Consider the following 16,876-nt stretch of genomic DNA (forward strand, 5'->3'; position numbering starts at 1 on the left):
TATTTTACACTATTTTAACCCTCAAAGGTTCTTAAAACGCTCACACTAACGACAAACTCTCCAAAATACGCTTTTTAGACAACTCGCAATATTCTTTTTCAATCTCTAAACCCACGCTAAAACGCCCTAAAGCGTTGGCTTCTAAAATAGTCGTGCCAGAGCCGCTAAAAGGATCAAAAATCGTGTCTTCCAAAAAAGAAAACAATTGGATGCAACGCCTGGGTAATTCCCTTGGGAATGGGGCTGGGTGCTTTAAGCGCTTTTTGGATTCACCGCTAAAATTCCAAAGCCCATTCGTATAGAGTAAAAATTCCTCTCTACTCATTGTAGAAGTTTGTTTTTTTCGTTTGTATTCGTTTTTATAAAAAACAACGATCAATTCCACAGGAGCGATCGCATAAGGCGCGCTAGCTTGCAGCCAACTCCCCCAAGCGGTGCGTCTTGAAATATTGCTTTCATTCCAAATGATCGTATTTTGGTATTTCCAACCGCATTCTTTAGCCACTATAGTAATATCAGCCCCTAAACTTTGCTTGCCATGTTTATTCGTATCTAAAGGGACATTCAAGCACAATCTCGCCTGTTCCTTACCCCAAAAATAACAATTTTTAAGCCAATTTTTACACCAATTCAAATAATCATCATAAGCCCTAAAATCATTACTCCCTTGATATTCAATGCTCAAATTATAGGGCGGTGAAGTAACGCACAAATCATAAAAACCTTTTTCAAAAGTCTCTAAAACGCTCGCATCGCCATGGTATAAATCCAATTTTTCCAAACTGAAATAAGGTTTCATAAAAGCCTTTTTAAATCTTCTAATAAATTTTCTATGCCCTTAATCTTAGAGCTTTGATCAAAATGGCTTTTGGCTAAATAAAGACCATCTAGTTCATGCTCCATGACGATCCTAGCCTTTTTAGGCTTATTTTTAAAGCTGATTTCATCATCGTTATCCGGCGTTATCATGAAAACTTTAATGTGAGAAGTTACGGGCGATTGCAGAAGCTTTAGTTTCCAATAAGGCGTCTCTGTAAAACGCTCTCTAAACGAATTTTTTACCGATAAAATCGCTAGGATTTTGACATTATCCTTGTTGGTTTGATAAAGAATTATATCTCCATCAGGTAACACGCTATATTCTCCAAAATGCACCAATAAAGCCCGTTTGACTCTATCCAGCTCACCATTAATGCGCTTAGCCCTTAAGATTTTATCGTTCGTCATTTTGACATTGTTTTTAATACAGAAATCTTTTAATAAAAGTTCTATGATTTTTTCTAACACCCTTCCTATGGTGCTGACAAAGCCTTGTCTGGCCAAAATACTGGCCTCTTCCTTGCTTTTATTTTGCTTGATATAATCGTTCATTTTATCATTTAAAAAGCGTTCTTTTTCTTGTGCGTAAAAAACCTGTAAAAACTTGTAAGGCTCAGGGTATTCTCTCACAAAATCTTTAAAACGCTCTAAAATAATATCGGCTAAACTCAATCCAAACACCTTAATCCATAGAAATCCATCAAATTATAATACAAAACTTTTTGATAATGGCTGGTGTTTAAACAAGCTATAATATTGACAGAATTTAATTGAGGGCTAGATATGCAATTTTTAAATCAGTCTTTAGGATTTTTGGCCTTGATGCCAAAAGAAGTTCGAACGATGAATTTTTAGAAATCAAACAAGTATCCTTTCAAAGTCAATTAATCAAAGAATTTGATTTTAAAATGAAACCCATTGATTCAAAAAAACAAGAGCTTGTCAATCTTTTTAATCTCAAGTTTGGTCGTTTTTCTTGGGAAAACCATCTTGCATAAAGTTTTTATTATGGAGGCTTTGGAGTGTTTGAAAAGAATAGAAAAAGAAAGCATCCAAACTATCTATATAGACCCCCCTTATAACACTAAGAATTCTAACTTTGAATATGAAGACGCTCATGCTGACTATGAAAAATGGATTAAAGAACATTTGATTTTAGCGAAGGCTGTGTTAAAACAAAGTGGTTGTATTTTTATTTCTATGGACGATAACAAAATGGCTGAAGTTAAAATCATTGCCAATGAGATTTTTGGAACGCGCAATTTTTTAGGTACTTTTATCACTAAACAAGCCACAAGATCTAACGCTAAACACATCAATATTACCCATGAGTATGTTTTAAGCTACGCCAAAAATAAAGCGTTCGCTCCTGGTTTTAAAATCTTACGAACGCTTTTGCCCATTTATGCTAAACCATTAAAAGATTTAATGCGAACGATTAAGAATGTTTTTAAACAAAAAGGACAAGCTCAAGCCCAACTTGTCTTAAAAGAACAAATCAAAGAATTATCTCAAAAAGAACATTTTAATTTTTTAAAAAATTATAATTTGGTGGATGAAAAAGGTGAGATTTATTTCGCTAAAGATCTATCCACGCCTTCACACCCACGCAGTGTAGCGATAGAAGAAATCAATCTTTTTTTAGAACCCTTAAAAAGCAGAGGGTGGAGCAGCGATGAAAAGCTTAAGGATTTATATTATCAAAATAGACTTATTTTTAAGAATAATCGCCCTTATGAAAAATATTACCTAAAAGAATCGCAAGATAATTGTTTGAGCGTGTTGGATTTTTATAGCCGACAAGGCACAAAAGATTTAGAAAAATTAGGCTTAAAAGGGCTTTTTAAGACGCCAAAACCTGTAGGATTGATTAAATATTTATTGTTATGCTCCACCCCTAAAGATTCTATTATTTTAGATTTTTTTGCAGGCAGTGGGACAACAGCGCAAGCGGTTATGGAAGTTAATAGGGATTATTGTTTGAATTGGTCTTTTTATTTGTGCCAAAAAGAAGAAAAAATTAAAAATAACCCGCAAGCTGCTAGCATTTTAAAGAACAAGGGGTATCAAAACACGATTTCAAACATCATGCTATTGCGTTTAGAAAAGATCATCAAAAGCCATGAATATGAAATTTTAAGATAAAACAAATAGCGTTTTAAATATTATTTTTCAAACCCTACACCCTATCCACGCTCAAAATAGTAGCGCTCGCTCTGGCTTTTTCATTGTTTAATTCAATTTTATCGCCCCTTTTTAATGCCTCTAATTCTATCGCTTGATTATTTTTGCTCACCAACGCCCCGAATTGGGGTAATTTCAAATTGGCATGAGCGAGTTTGAGGGCGTTTTCTAGCCTGTTTAAGCGTTCTGTTTTAGTTTGTAAAAAAGGGCTTGTTAATGTTTGAGTAGAGATTTTTTCTAAAAGCGTTTTTTTAAAGCGTAAAAATTCTAGGGTTTTATTTTCTAAAGCGATTGTTAGTTTCTCTAGTTTTAAGGTGTTTAAATGGTGCTTGTTTTCAAAACTCAATCGTTTTAAAGAAGCCGCTAAATGCTCTAAATGCGCCTTTTTTTGATGGAGCAAAGTTTTAAAAGAGCGGTGCAATTTCACATTAAACCCATCAAGTCTTTGCAACCATTCATCGCTATTAGGGAGCAAAATCTCCATCGCGTTTGAAGGCGTAGAAGCCCTTAAATCCGCCACTAAATCGCTCAATAAAAAATCGCTCTCATGCCCAATAGCTGACATGCTGAAAGTTTTAGCCAAATATAGAGCGTCAGCGATTTTTTCATCATTGAAAGAATACAAATCCTCCATGCTCCCCCCACCCCTAGCCACTACAATCGCATCAAAAGCGTTTTTTGTGTCATGAAAACTATCCGCATAAGCGATGCTCTCCACCACGCTTTGAACGCACCCCTCCCCTTGCATTAAAGTGTTGATGCAGACTAATTCGCATATCGGCCATCGTTTGGAAGCGATCTTTTTCATGTCCGCCCAAGCGGCTGAATTTTGAGAAGTGATGACTGCCACTCGTTTAGGAAAATGCGGTTTGGGTAATTTATTGGCTTCATCAAAATAGCCTTTAAGGCGTAATTTTTCTTTCAATTGCTCTAAAGCTAAAGTTAATGAACCTATATCCTTAGGCTCTATTTCAAAGCAATTGATTTGATAATCCCCCCTTGGAACATACACGCTAATGCCCCCAAAAACAACCACTTCCTGCCCTTCTTTTAAAGCGAATTTAAGCCTGTTAGCGTTCCCTTTAAACAGCACGCATCTGATGACTGATTGGCTGTCTTTGAGCGAAAAATACGCATGGCCGCTCACCTTATGGATAGTCAAATTACTCACTTCCCCTTGAACCCTAACTTGCAAAAAAGTCGCTTCTAAAAGGGCTTTGATTTGCGCATTGATTTCGCTCACGCTCAATACATGCACCAACTCCCCCTTTTATAGCAAACGAGTAATATCATTGAAAAGCCCTAAAAACATGACAAAAACCAAAAACCCCACCCCCGCTAGCCACAACGCATTTTGTATGGGTGTTGGCAAAGCGATATGAAAAATATTTTTAAAAACAACCCCTAGCATTTGCGCCCCATCTAAGGCTGGAATGGGTAATAAGTTTAAAATCCCTAAATTGATAGACAAAAACGCCCCAAACAACAAAAGCATGCTCACGCTATTGGCATGGCTTAACGCCCCCACAATGCCTACCACCCCACTCAATTCTTTAACTGAAGCGCTCCCCATAATCAAACGCCTTAAAGAATCCACAATCAAAACAACGCCCTCTTTAAACCGACTCAAGGCCTGCTTGAACGCCTGAATTAAGGAATAAGAAACAATGCCTGTTTTTTGCATGTCCGGCTTGATGCCTATCGCTTTATACCGGATCATTTCATTAGGATCATTAGATTCGCTTATTACCGCCACGATTTTGGGGGTCAGGCGTTTTTCTAAAATCCGGTTGTTTCGCTCTATTTCTAAAATTAACTCGCCTTGAGAACGCGCCACTATGCCTCTAATCTCTCTAAAACTCGCTATTTTTTTGTGGTTGATAGAAAGGATTTTATCCCCCTTTAATAGTCCGGCTTCTAGCGCGTTTTTTTCTAAATCGCCAATGATGGGCAGTAAGACTTTTTCCCCACCCAATGCCAGAAAAAAATACACTAAAATCGCAAAAAGAAAATTAAAAAACGCCCCCCCAAATAGTATCCATAGCTTTTGGAAAGGGCTTTTTTGCGCATAGCTATCATTCGCGCTTTCATTCGTTTCATTTTCTTCTTTATCCATGCCCTTTAATTTCACATAGCCCCCAAGCGGGATCAAAGACAAAGCGAATTGCGTGCCAAAAAGCTTGAAAAAACAGAGTTTTTTACCAAAACCAATGCTAAAGACTTCTACCTTGACCCCACAAATCCTAGCGATAACAAAATGCCCTAATTCATGGACAAAGATTAAAAACGCCAGCATTAAAACCGCTACAATGAACATCATACCCCTGCAGGCTCTTTGGTGTTAGGATCTTTTATCATCGGCTCTTTTGAAGGCGTGGGTGGTGTGGGGGGCATGGGATCTGTGGTTTTTTGGCTTTCTTTATTTTCTTTATTTTCTTTATTTTCTTTATTTTCTTTATTTTCTTTTGGGGGTTTTTGCCACAACTCTGTCAAAGCTGCCGCTTTTTTAGGATCCATTTTGGCTAGAATTTTGCCTAATTCTTGAGGTTTTAACGCCATTAAAATTTCTAAGGCGTTTTGAGTGGGTAAATTTTCTAAAATCAAGGCGGACTTAGAATCTTTCATTTTAGAATAAGTCTCGCCAATCTTGCTGTCTTTAGCCTGCTTGATTTCTCTCAAAATGCCTTCGTTTTCTTCTATCAAATTTTTAAGGCGTTTTTTTTCTTCCGTTTGTAAGGTTTTAAAGGCTTCTTCTTTAGCCGCTAAATTTTTCAGTTTTTCTTCCACTTCTTTTTCTTTTTTGCTTAACAGATCGTTTTTTTCATCTAAAAGGCGGGCGTTTTCGGTTTGCAAGATCCTTAAAGACTGCTCTTTTTCGCTCAATCGGCGCAAATCGTCTTTTAATTCGGCTTTTTTAGATTCAAAAATCGCAGAGCATTGCAACAATTCTTGTGCGGCTTCTTCGCCAAAGAGCGCTTGTAAAATCAAGCCCATTAACAAAATTTTACGCATGCAAGCCCCCTTTTTGCCAGTGTAAAATCATGGCGTTTTCGTCCAAAAGAGCCTGCTCTTTTTTTTCCAAAATTTCCTTTTCTTTTTGCTTTTCATTTTCTAAAATGATTTTAGCTTTTTCTAATTCCTGGTTAGCCAAAAGATAATCTTTTTCTAAAACTTTTAAATCCTTAGTTAAATTCTCGCCCTCTTGTTGGTAATATTCTATCTCCATTCTTAGAGCGCTTTTTAATTGCTGGGTTTGTAAAAAAAGGCTCATTCCCCCCAACTCAGGGTTTTTAAACGCGCTCAATTGGGCTTGTTTGTCCAAAACTTCTCGCTCGTTTTGTTGCAATTCTAAACGCTTGCTTTCAAGCTTTTGCTCTATTTTTTCTAACGCAAGGGTTTTTAATTGCACCAACACAGAAGCGAATTTTTTCATAGAAAAATCGTGTCTTCTCTTTCAGGGCTTGTAGAAATAAGGCCAATTTTTACCCCCACTTCTTTTTCAATAAAACGGATATACTCTCTAGCGTTTGGCTCTAAATCCTCTAATTTTCTCACGCCCACGCTTTTTTTCCAGCCTTTAAAAGTTTGATAAATCGGCACGCAATCTCTCAAATCGCTAGGGAAAGCCTCTAATCTTTCGCCCTTTCTTTCATAAGCCACGCACACCTTAATCGCATCAATCCCGTCCAAAACATCTAATTTCATTAAGGCTAATTGCGTGCAACCATTCAAAGCGCAAGCGTATTTTAAAGCCACCAAATCCAGCCACCCGCAACGCCTTGGGCGCTTGGTTGTCGTGCCAAACTCCGCGCCCTTAGTCCTTAAATGATCGCCCATGGGTGTAGTGTCTTCGCTAGGGAAAGGCCCATTACCCACACGAGTGGAGTAGGCTTTCATGATACCTATGACTTCATTGATCGCTTTAGGGTTTAAGCCGGTGCTCACGCATGCGCTAGCGCTCGTGGTGTTAGAGCTTGTTACAAAAGGGTAAGTCCCTAAATCAATGTCTAAAAGCGTGCCTTGCGCCCCTTCTAATAGGATTTTTTCACCCTTTTGGTTCGCTTCTATCAGCATGCTTGTCGTGTCTTTGATAAAGGGGCAAATTTTTGGAGCGTAAGCTTTAAAATACCCTCTCAAATCTTTTTCGTAATCCTCGCCCAAATCATACGCTTCCTTAAAAGGCTCAATGGCTTTGAAATGAGCGTTTAGCTTTTCTTCTAAGATCTTATCGTCTAGTAAATCCCCCATTCTTATCCCGCTCCTGGCCATTTTATCCTCATAACAAGGGCCTATGCCTTTTTTAGTCGTGCCGATGTTTTGAGATTTTTCTTTAAAAGCGTCTTTTTTGGCATGATAAGGCAAGATCACATGGGCTCTGTCGCTGATAAACAAACGATTTTCTAAATCCTCAAACGCGCTGATTTCTTCGCACAAATCCTTAACGCTCACGACCACCGCGCTAGAAATGATGTTCTTGCATTGTGGGTATAAAACTCCTGAGGGCATTAAATGCAAAGAATGCTTAACCCCCTTATGCACAATGGTATGCCCGGCATTATGCCCTCCTTGATAGCGCACCACAAAGTCATAATCTTTAGCGATCCTATCAACAATTTTTCCCTTCCCCTCATCTCCCCACTGGATCCCCACAACGACATCTGCCATAAAATATTATCCTTAAAACAAAGTAGATTGGATGGTTTAAAAGCTTGTTAGAATACCAAAAAAAAGTAAAGAGCCTCTTTATAAGCCCTAAAAGAGCTTAAAAACCTATCGTGTAATTGATATAGAACGCATACAAACGCCTGTAATCCACATCAGCCCCGTTCGCTTTCAAATACCTTTGATTGATAGCTGGGATTTTCACGCCAAATTCCATACCATGCTGAATGCTTTGAGACGCGCTCAAAAACCGGCGGTGCATGGTGCTGGCAAAATGAGCCCTTAAGCCCAAATTAAACAAAAATTGGAAATTCGTGGGAGTGGGGTATTCTTTAAACGAGTTTTCAATTTGACCTCTTAAAGAGCTATCCCAAGTGTTACCCGCTATTTGAATGCCCCCAAACACCCCCACATTCAAGGACTGATCGCTAAAAACCCTTCTAAAGATATTCCATAAAAAGTCCGTGCCAGCGCCATAAGTAAAGATGTTCGCCTTAACAGCGCTGCTAAGACTGCCCAATTGCGTAAAGCCATAATCAAAGAAAGCGTAATACCGTAAGCCTATATTCTTCTTGCTCCCAAAAAATTGCTTATAGCCCACTTGAATGCCAAAGCCATTAATAACCCCATGCTGAGAGCTTGTGCCTGGCCCAAATTGGGGTAGGTATGGCTCATCGTAATTCTTTAGCATTCCTCCTAGCTGTTTTAGATTCTCTTGGTAAGTAGCGATTCGATCCGAGATGGTTTTCACATCCTTTTGAAGCATTGATTGAAGCATCGATCCTGCACCACCGCTCTTATTCAAGCTTTCTGCGATCTGGTCTAGCTTTGCTGCAGAAGTGTCATTAAAAAGCTGCATTTGGGCTAATAGCCCTTTTAAAAACACCGAATTGCTATCCAGATTCACTCTTGTAAGCGCGTTTAAAAGCGCCACGCTCTCGGTGGCTAAGAGACTGAATTCATTTTGAGAACCATAGAGAACTTTTATAATTCCTACATATTCAGGAACGACTCCATTATTGCTGCCATTATTACTATTATTAACCAAGTTATAAAGCACATTACTCAAATACACTTGCAAGGCTTGAACGCTATAAGCGTTTTTATTCGTTTCAAAGCGTTGCTCAATTTGGGGGAGTATTTTTTTAAACTGGGTTAACTCTGCGTTGTTGTTGCCAACAGTTGTATTAGTATTGATAATTTGATTGCCTATCCCTAAAAGAGCGTCCATGGTCGTGTTTGTCGCTAAGGCTAAAAGCCCGTTACCCCCTGCCATACCCACGCCCACTTGGCGGAAATCATCAATGACATTATTCCTTAGGGTGCTGCCTTTGTTATTGATGTTTTGTTGCGCGCCACCGATTTGATAGCCCACTCCCATATAAAAGCCATCGTCTTCAGCTAACGCCATGCTTAAAGGAAGGCTAAAAAGCAGAGCGGTTTTTAAAAGCCCCTTTTTAAGTGCGTGGTATTGACCTTTTCTCATTCTTGTATTCTTTATCTCTTTTGTATTGGTATTTTTCATCAAGAGCCTTCCTTAAAAACCGACTGAATAGCCCACATAGAAGCTAAAATTCCTCATATAGCTCGCACTTGAGCCTTGGGTTGCAAAATATTTATGAGCGATAACAGGGATTTTCACCCCAAATTCTATCCCTTGGTCTAGCCTGTGCTTGTTGAAATTGGTTTTTGCAAAGTTGGTGCGCACGCCCAAATCAAACAAGAATTGGAACGAACTGGACTTGACATCAGGCCTTTGCCCGCTCAATAAGTTCGTTACATTAGTGCTCCAAGTTTGCCCTGCAATTTGAGCGCCAAAGAAAAGACCGATTGTAGTCCTTTCCCTCCTTCTAGAGCGTTCATACACATTGTATAAAAAATCCGTTCCTACCCCATAAGTAACAAGATTCGCCCCCACTTTTAAATTTGTATCGCCAAAATTCGCATAGCCATAATCCAAAAACCCGTAATACCTTAAGCCAATATTTTTCTTATGGGTGAAAAATTGTTTATAGCCCATCTTAGCCCCAAAGCCGTTCATGCTCGCTGACTGATAATCTTTGAGTGAAAAGAGGTTAGGGATATAAGAAATCTTATAAAGAGAACTAGCCGAATATTCAAACTGATTCAAGCTCGTATTAATGATGTTTATGACTCTATCTAGCCCTTTCTTATAAATAAGCTGACTCCCGCTAAAACAAGACGATGCACTGCTACAAATATTTTTTTCAATAAAACTCCCTAACCTCAAAGTCTCACGATCTAAAGAAATCCCGCTCTTAATCAAAGCGTTGATCTCGCTAACCGTAGAATTAGCCCCTATCAAGCCCGTTTGCGAAGAAAAATTTTGCATGCCCGTGGCAATATCGCCCACGCTCACGCCATTATACGCTCCATTAGTCCCGCCCGTGCCTAAAAGCATGACTTTCATGATGTTTTCGTATAGCTGTTGGTTATTGTTTTGTTGGATTTTGCTCAAATCCACTTGCCCTAAAGCTAAAACGATGTTTTGAGCCACTGAGAGCATGCTATCCGTGATACCGATTTGTTCTTTCCCTACATCCACCACCAAAGGCTTAATGACACCTTCTGAAGCGTATTGTTGGGATAGATCTAATAGTTTTCCTAAAATCCCTAGAGATTCTTCTAAATTGACTAAGGCTTGGTTTGATGGTCCGTTTTGCTGTGATGGTTGCGCATTATTTTTCAGGCTTTCACTCAAAAGAATTTTTGTTTTATTCCCTAAAATATCCAAATAATAAGATAAGGGAATGGCAGAAGTTTGCAACCTCACAGCCCCATCTCTGATTAACTGCTTTAATTCTTGCGCTTGGGTGAAGCCTGGATTTTTCAATTCCTGTCTGGCCAAACTCGTTTGATAATCTATGACAAAAAACGCCCCATCTTCTTCAGCGTTGCACAAAGACATGCTCGCTAGTAAGGAAAGAGCGATCGTTTTTTTAAAGGAGTGGTTTTTCAAAAGTATCCTTTTTGCTTTGATAAGTGATTTTACTTAATCTATACTTAATCTATAAAAGAAACTCTCTAATTTTAAGATAATCATTCTTAATTTGCTATTAAGTGTTTCAAAAAAGCATCAAATTGACATCTTTTAAGCAAAATGTTATAATACTCGCTTAATTTTATTTGGGGTGTTAGCTCAGTTGGGAGAGCGCAACGCTGGCAGCGTTGAGGTCAGGGGTTCGAACCCCCTACACTCCACCATCATTTATTACGCTTATCTATTACGCTTATCCTTTTTCTTTATTGATCAAACCCGTTTTCTTGCTAGTATTACCCATAATTAATTATAATCTTAGGAATTGTTTTTCATCAAGGGAGTTTGAGCGTGAGCAGTTTGTTTAAAATGCGCATTCTTAGTTTTAAAAAGAATAAGCGGGCGGTGTTTTCACTCTATCTTTTTATCGCTTTATTAGCGCTTTCTCTTTTAGCCCCCTTGTGGGTGAATGATCGCCCCTTATTCATCTATAAAGATAGTAAAGCGTATTTCCCTATGTTTAAAAACTATGCGGAAGTGGAGTTTGGAGGCGATTTTTTCACCCCTACGGACTATAACGATCCTTATGTGCAAAACACGCTTTTAAAAGACGCTTTCATTATCCATGCGCTCATCCCCTATAGCTATGATACGATCATTATGGATTTAGACTCGCCTGCCCCTAACCCTCCAAGCTTCAAACACCTTTTAGGCACAGACGATCAAGCCAGAGATGTGTTAGCCAGGCTGGTTTATGGCTATCGGGTTTCGTTAGTGTTTGGGATTTTACTCACCCTTTTTAGCGTTCTTATTGGCGTGAGTTTGGGGGCGTTTCAGGGGTATTATGGAGGGCTAGTGGATTTAGTGGGGCAAAGATTGAGCGAGATTTGGAGCGCGATCCCCATGCTTTTTTTACTCATTGTGATTTCTAGCGCGTTCAATTCCAATTTTTGGATCATCTTGTTTTTAGTCTTGCTCTTTAGCTGGATGGGGCTTTCTCAAGTCGTGCGCACGGAGTTTTTAAAAGCAAGGAACATGGACTACACCAAAGCCGCTAGAGCGCTTGGGGTGAATGATTTAAAAATCATTTTCTACCATGTTTTACCCAACGCTTTAGTGGCAACGATCACTTACATTCCTTTTTTAATGGCGGCTAGCATTTCCACTTTAGTGTCTTTAGATTTCTTGGGTTTTGGCATGCCTATAGGGAGTGCGAGTTTGGGCGAATTGGTCAATCAAGGCAAGGATAACCTCACTACGCCTCATTTAGCGGTTGTAGCCTTTGTAGCCATTAGCTTGTTGCTTTCTGTTTTGGTGTTCATTGGCGAAGGGGTGCGCGATGCTTTCAACGCTAACATGCTCAAATAAAGGGGTTACATGCTAGAAATCAAAAACTTGAACTGCGTTTTAAACGCGCATTTTTCGCTCCAAAACATCAATATTTCTTTAAGTTATGGCGAAAGGGTGGCGATCGTGGGCGAGAGCGGGAGCGGGAAAAGCTCTATCGCTAATCTCATCATGCGTTTAAACCCCAGATTCAAGCCTCATAATGGCGAAGTGCTGTTTGAAACAACCAACCTTTTAAAAGAAAGCGAAGAATTTATGCAGCATTTAAGGGGAAATATTATCGCTTACATCGCTCAAGACCCCCTATCCAGCCTAAACCCCTTGCATAAAATCGGCAAGCAAATGAATGAAGCCTATTTTTTACACCATAAAAACGCTTCTCAAACGCTCCTTAAAGAAAAAGTTTTAAACGCCATGAAACAAGTCCAATTAGATGAAAAATTTTTAGATCGTTACCCTTATGAATTGAGCGGAGGGCAGCGCCAAAGGGTGTGTATCGCTATGGGCATTATTAACGCGCCCAAACTGCTCATTTGCGATGAGCCTACCACCGCGCTAGATGCGCAAATCCAAAACCAGATTTTAGACTTGCTCAAGCAATTGAGCGTGGAAAAAAACATCGCCCTTTTGTTCATTAGCCATGATTTAAAAGCGGTTAAACGCTTGGCTGATAGGGTTTATGTGTTAAAAAAAGGCGAGATCGTAGAAACCAATTCCACCAAAGAGCTTTTTAATGACCCTAAGCACGAATATTCAAAACTCTTGATTCAGGCTTCAAACTTGCCCGCTAAAAACTTAAAAGCGCTAGATGAGACGCTTTTAGAGGTGAAAGATTTTAGCGTTTATTACTTGCAAAAACGCTTCTTTAGATCTTCTTTAAAAAAGCCCCTTATCGCATCAGTCAATTTTTCCCTCAAAGCTAAAGAAAACATCGGCATCATTGGCGAAAGCGGGAGCGGGAAAAGCTCTCTAGCGTTAGGGCTTTTAAAACTCGCTCTAAACAGCGGGGAAGAAAAGATTTTAGGCCAAAGCGTGGGGCTTTTAAGTTCTAAAGCGTTCAAACCCTACCGCAAGATCTTGCAAATGGTGTTTCAAGACCCTTACGCTTCATTAAACCCTCGCTTAAGCATTCAAAGCATTTTAATAGAAGCTTTGCACTTTGCTTACCCTAAAGCTTCCAAAGAAGAATGGCACCATTTAGCTGAACTTTGTTTAGAAGAAGTGTGTTTAAACCCTGAATTGCTTAACTTTTACGCTTATGAACTCAGCGGTGGGGAGCGCCAAAGGGTGGCGATCGCTAGAGCAATCGCTTTAAAACCTAAAATCATTCTTTTAGATGAGCCCACTTCCGCTTTGGATAAGAGCATTCAAAAAAGCGTGTTGGAATTGTTGTTGAATTTACAAGAAAAGCAAGACTTGAGCTATTTGTTTATCAGCCATGATTTAGATGTGATCAAAGCGTTTTGCGATAGGGTGTTAGTGATAAGTGAGGGGAAAGTCGTAGAAACAGGTGCTATTGAAGAGGTGTTTGAAAACCCCAAACACGCTTATACGAAGCGTTTGTTGGAATCCAGGCTTTAAAGCTTTATTTTAAAATTTATGCCTTTAGTATGTATATGTTTTTTAATCGCTTTTTTCTACAAACAAAACAAAGAAACTTGATAAGGGGCTGTTTTTGAATAAGGGTAGTTGTCAATAAAGAATGAAAAAACCTTAGATCCTTTGGGCAAAATCTTTTCTTTAAAAATTTTTTCATAGCTTTTTTTGACAAACCATTTAAACGCATGCTCTTCTACAAAATTGTGAGGGTTTTTAAGCACTTCTAGGCGTAAAACACATTTGTTTAAAGTAAATTTGGAATGGTTTTTGACTCCCACTTGCAAAGAAAAGGCGTTGCTATAACTTAAAGGGTTAGCGTGTAAAATGCGTGTTTCTATGGGGTAGATCGCTTGAGTGAGTAAAATATTCAAAACAAAAGGCATGCTTAAAAACGCGCCCAAAAAAGCTGTTGTTGCCATATAGCTAGCTATGCGGTTTCTTAAAAGCAAAGCCAAAAGGAGCAAAATCGCGCAAAAAAGGATTAAAACGCTCGCTATTAAAACGCTGATTAAAGTCGCTTGGCTTAAAAATCCCTTAAAAGACTCCAAAAAAGCTTGGATAAAGGCAAGAGACGCCATGCGTTTTTAAGGCTCTTTACTCTCGGCAATGCTAGATTTAACCTTGCTTTTAGTGTCAATCCAAATATTAGGCACAGCCCCACCTGGAGTGAGCATGATTTGAGCGTTATTGTTCGTTTTTAACGCTTCATTAAACTGGCCTTGAACTTCAATCTGGCGCAGCCTTAAAAGCTTGTCGCTCAAGCTTTGTGAAATGCTTAAATTGGCTTGAGATTTTGCCTTAGCTTCAATCACGATCGCATCCGCCACGCCCTGAGCCTTAATCCTGTTAGCGTCCGCTTCCCCTTTAGCTAGAGCGGCTTGTTTTTGAGCTTCTTGCTTGGAGCGCTCCACCTCGTATTTCACCCTTTCTGATTCTTGGCGCGCGATTTGGACTTTTTCAATTTGTTCTTTGATCTTAGCGGGCAAAACGATTTCTCTCAATTGGATAGAGCTTAATTCCACAGGGGTGTTGGGGAGTTTAGAAACTTCTTTATTGATACCGCTATTGATAAGAGCGGCAATCTCGTTGCGCTTAATGGGTAAATCTTCAGCCGGATAGCGCCCCACGACAGAGCGCACCACATCGCGCACCACAGGGTTGATGATTTTTTGCTCCCAAGACAAGCCATAAGTAGCGATCGTTTGGGGGGTGGTTTGGGGGTTTAGGCGGTATTGCACGGTGAGCTCAATAGAAACGGTCAAACCCCTGCTATCCATCACGTTAATGGCGTCGTTTCTAAAAATCCCTTGATTTTTACCCGCCACGCCCATGTCTTCGGTGCGTGAAAAATTGATATTTCTGATCCTTGTATCTACAATGAGAATGTCTTGAATGATAGGTACAAAAAAGTGGATTCCTGGCTGTAAGGGTGTGGGTTCGTATTTCCCAGCGGTGATTTTAATGCCAATTTCTCCTGAGCTAATCACTTCAAAAGGCTTGGCCAAAAAAGCGATAACGCCTAAAAGGACAATGACGATTAAAACCGATAGTTTTTTAGAATTAAAAGAATTAGACGGCGGGATGAAACGCCCCCCATTATTAGGCGTATTAGGCGTGGGGGTTTCTCTTTGAGGATTTTTCTTTTTTAAATGTTCGTTCAAATCAATGGGCATGAATTTCCTTTTTAAATATTTTAACGGCGTTTGGGTTTTTTAGAATGGTGGTTTGTTTTAGGGTGTCTGTCTCTGTGCTGACCCTTTTTGAAAGAACGCGCTCGCTCATGCGGGTGCGTTTTTTGGTTAGAGGGTTTTGGCGTTTTTTCTTTAGGGTTTTGAATCGCATCAATTTCTTGCTGGTTCAAGCCAATTTTACTGGTTTCAAACTGCAAACTCAAAAGTTTTAAAACCAATTGAGACGGCTCAAAAATTTCGGTAAGCTGTTCATAAAGGCTGATGATCCCTTCAGACACTTTAGCGTCATGCAAGGTTTTGATGATCTGATTTTCGTTAATGGTGGGGATTTCAAAAAGTTCAATCTCTGAATCAATTTCTTTTTGCATGCGTAAAAGCTCTTTGTATTCTAAGGGGGTTACTAAAGTGATCGCCATGCCTTTTTTGCCCGCTCGCCCGGTTCTGCCAATGCGATGGATATAGCTCTCGGTATTTAGGGGCAAGTGGTAATTGAACACATGGCTTACACCGCTAATATCAAGCCCACGGCTCGCCACATCCGTAGCCACCAACACATCAGCGTCATTTTTTTTAAACGCCATGATAGAAGCGCGCCGATCCCTTTGATCCATATCCCCATGCAAGGCGGTGCTTTTGTAATTTTTAGAAGCAAGGAATTGGTGCAATTCATCGGCCTCTTTTTTGGTGCGCGTGAAAACAATGCTCTTTTCAGGTGCTTGAGTGTCCAAAAGGTGCATGATCGCTTCAGCCCTCTCATGCTCATTGATCACATAAAAGCGTTGGGTGATGTCAGTGTTAGTGATATTAGAGGGGGCAATATGGATTTTAATAGGGTTTTCTAAGATCTTATCCGCTAGCCTTTTGATCGGCTCTGGCATCGTGGCTGAAAAAAGCAAAATCTGCGCTTCGCTAGGGAGGTAGTCAAAAATCTCTTCAATGTCGTCTAAAAACCCCATATCCAGCATTTCATCGCTTTCATCTAAAACGACCACTTTAGGCACAAATTTATGGATGCGCTCGTTCTTTAAATGATCCAACAGCCTTCCTGGTGTAGCGATCATCACTTGGGGGTTTTTCTTAATGAATTCGCATTGTTTTTTAACGCTCTGGCCTCCATACACGCACACGGTTTTAGTCCTGGTGTGTTTACCCAATTTAAAAATCTCATCGCTAATTTGCATGGCTAATTCTCTGGTGGGCGTGATCACTAAGGCCTCTATGGTGTGGTTGTTTTTAAGGTTGTTGATAATGGGCAGAGCGAAAGCGGCGGTTTTTCCTGTGCCTGTTTGGGCTTGCGCGATGACATCTCGGCCTTGCAAAACAGCCGGAATGGCCTTTTCTTGAATGGGGCTTGGGGAAGTGAAGCCGGCTTCATAAACGGATTTTAAAACCGATTCTTTTAAGCCCAAATCATTAAAACTCGGCTTATGATAAGCGTCATCATCAATTTCTATAGGGAGTGGTGGTTGATTCAATTCCATGGGAGATTCATACCTCAATTTAATTTGAAACTTTATAAAAAGTTAATAAAAGGCTAAAATTAAAATCTTTGATTTAAAGTTTATAAGATTTTTGA

General features: G+C 39.6%; 15 protein-coding genes, 1 tRNA gene and 1 pseudogene. 5 read left to right on the plus strand and 12 right to left on the minus strand.

All coding sequences use genetic code 11. From position 1 onward, the window contains the following. Positions 1-40 precede the first annotated feature (40 nt). Entirely contained in the window at positions 41-799 is a 759-nt protein-coding gene (locus tag EXS92_RS01110) for a DNA-methyltransferase (RefSeq protein WP_000806055.1), read from the minus strand. Then, the gene (locus EXS92_RS01115; protein ID WP_156578177.1) at positions 796-1,491 is read right to left on the minus strand and encodes a BsaWI family type II restriction enzyme; all 696 of its coding nucleotides are present in this window, start codon (positions 1,489-1,491) and stop codon (positions 796-798) included. Before EXS92_RS01115 ends, EXS92_RS01110 begins: the two co-directional genes overlap by 4 nt. 84 nt (positions 1,492-1,575) lie before the next feature. Here EXS92_RS01115 and EXS92_RS08105 point away from each other — a divergent pair. Continuing rightward, positions 1,576-1,817, plus strand: a pseudogene (locus tag EXS92_RS08105) (hypothetical protein). Further along, positions 1,810-2,964, plus strand: coding sequence for a DNA methyltransferase (locus EXS92_RS01120; protein ID WP_165515278.1), 1,155 nt, complete (start codon positions 1,810-1,812; stop codon positions 2,962-2,964). The pseudogene EXS92_RS08105 and the gene EXS92_RS01120 overlap by 8 nt, the downstream one beginning before the upstream one ends. A gap of 34 nt (positions 2,965-2,998) precedes the next feature. Here the strand turns inward: EXS92_RS01120 and xseA are convergent, their stop codons facing one another. The 7 genes from xseA to hopF all read right to left on the minus strand — a co-directional run bounded on the left by xseA (position 2,999) and on the right by hopF (position 10,645). After that, positions 2,999-4,261 (minus strand): exodeoxyribonuclease VII large subunit, encoded by a 1,263-nt coding sequence (gene xseA / locus EXS92_RS01125; protein ID WP_097556813.1) that lies wholly within the window; start codon positions 4,259-4,261, stop codon positions 2,999-3,001. A gap of 12 nt (positions 4,262-4,273) precedes the next feature. After that, positions 4,274-5,323, minus strand: a complete 1,050-nt coding sequence (rseP, locus tag EXS92_RS01130; RefSeq protein WP_165515279.1) for an RIP metalloprotease RseP — start codon at positions 5,321-5,323, stop codon at positions 4,274-4,276. Next, positions 5,320-6,015 carry a MotE family protein gene (locus EXS92_RS01135; RefSeq protein WP_165515280.1) on the minus strand — a complete coding sequence of 232 codons (696 nt, stop codon included), beginning with the start codon at positions 6,013-6,015 and terminating at the stop codon, positions 5,320-5,322. The genes rseP and EXS92_RS01135 overlap by 4 nt, the downstream gene beginning before the upstream one ends. Then, positions 6,008-6,436 (minus strand): flagellar export protein FliJ, encoded by a 429-nt coding sequence (locus EXS92_RS01140; RefSeq protein ID WP_120836965.1) that lies wholly within the window; start codon positions 6,434-6,436, stop codon positions 6,008-6,010. Before EXS92_RS01140 ends, EXS92_RS01135 begins: the two co-directional genes overlap by 8 nt. After that, on the minus strand, positions 6,433-7,668 hold the full coding sequence (gene purA, locus EXS92_RS01145; RefSeq protein WP_165515281.1) for an adenylosuccinate synthase: 1,236 nt from the start codon (positions 7,666-7,668) through the stop codon (positions 6,433-6,435). The genes EXS92_RS01140 and purA overlap by 4 nt, the downstream gene beginning before the upstream one ends. A 97-nt stretch (positions 7,669-7,765) precedes the next feature. Beyond that, positions 7,766-9,190, minus strand: coding sequence for a Hop family outer membrane protein HopG (gene hopG / locus EXS92_RS01150; protein ID WP_165515282.1), 1,425 nt, complete (start codon positions 9,188-9,190; stop codon positions 7,766-7,768). 12 nt (positions 9,191-9,202) lie between these two features. Further along, positions 9,203-10,645 carry a Hop family outer membrane protein HopF gene (gene hopF / locus EXS92_RS01155; protein WP_165515283.1) on the minus strand — a complete coding sequence of 481 codons (1,443 nt, stop codon included), beginning with the start codon at positions 10,643-10,645 and terminating at the stop codon, positions 9,203-9,205. Between the two features lie 169 nt (positions 10,646-10,814). Here hopF and EXS92_RS01160 point away from each other — a divergent pair. The 3 genes from EXS92_RS01160 to EXS92_RS01170 all read left to right on the plus strand — a co-directional run bounded on the left by EXS92_RS01160 (position 10,815) and on the right by EXS92_RS01170 (position 13,591). Beyond that, positions 10,815-10,890: transfer RNA gene (locus EXS92_RS01160), tRNA-Ala, on the plus strand. A 118-nt stretch (positions 10,891-11,008) separates the two neighbouring features. Then, entirely contained in the window at positions 11,009-12,031 is a 1,023-nt protein-coding gene (locus EXS92_RS01165; protein ID WP_207633352.1) for an ABC transporter permease, read from the plus strand. Positions 12,032-12,040: 9 nt separating this feature from the next. Beyond that, positions 12,041-13,591 (plus strand): dipeptide ABC transporter ATP-binding protein, encoded by a 1,551-nt coding sequence (locus tag EXS92_RS01170; protein WP_165515284.1) that lies wholly within the window; start codon positions 12,041-12,043, stop codon positions 13,589-13,591. A 56-nt stretch (positions 13,592-13,647) separates the two neighbouring features. Here EXS92_RS01170 and EXS92_RS01175 read toward each other — a convergent pair whose 3' ends face one another. The 3 genes from EXS92_RS01175 to EXS92_RS01185 are packed head-to-tail and all read right to left on the minus strand — an operon-like array spanning position 13,648 to position 16,781. After that, a complete protein-coding gene (locus EXS92_RS01175; protein WP_165515285.1) occupies positions 13,648-14,187 on the minus strand; it encodes a DUF2393 domain-containing protein in 540 nt (179 codons plus the stop codon). A 6-nt stretch (positions 14,188-14,193) separates the two neighbouring features. Beyond that, on the minus strand, positions 14,194-15,282 hold the full coding sequence (locus EXS92_RS01180) for a prohibitin family protein (protein ID WP_001121051.1): 1,089 nt from the start codon (positions 15,280-15,282) through the stop codon (positions 14,194-14,196). A 20-nt stretch (positions 15,283-15,302) separates the two neighbouring features. Next, complete coding sequence (locus tag EXS92_RS01185; RefSeq protein ID WP_165515286.1) at positions 15,303-16,781, minus strand: DEAD/DEAH box helicase; 1,479 nt, start codon at positions 16,779-16,781, stop codon at positions 15,303-15,305. Positions 16,782-16,876 lie beyond the last annotated feature (95 nt).

Source organism: Helicobacter pylori (genome assembly GCF_011175115.1).
GTDB classification, from domain to species: domain Bacteria; phylum Campylobacterota; class Campylobacteria; order Campylobacterales; family Helicobacteraceae; genus Helicobacter; species Helicobacter pylori_DF.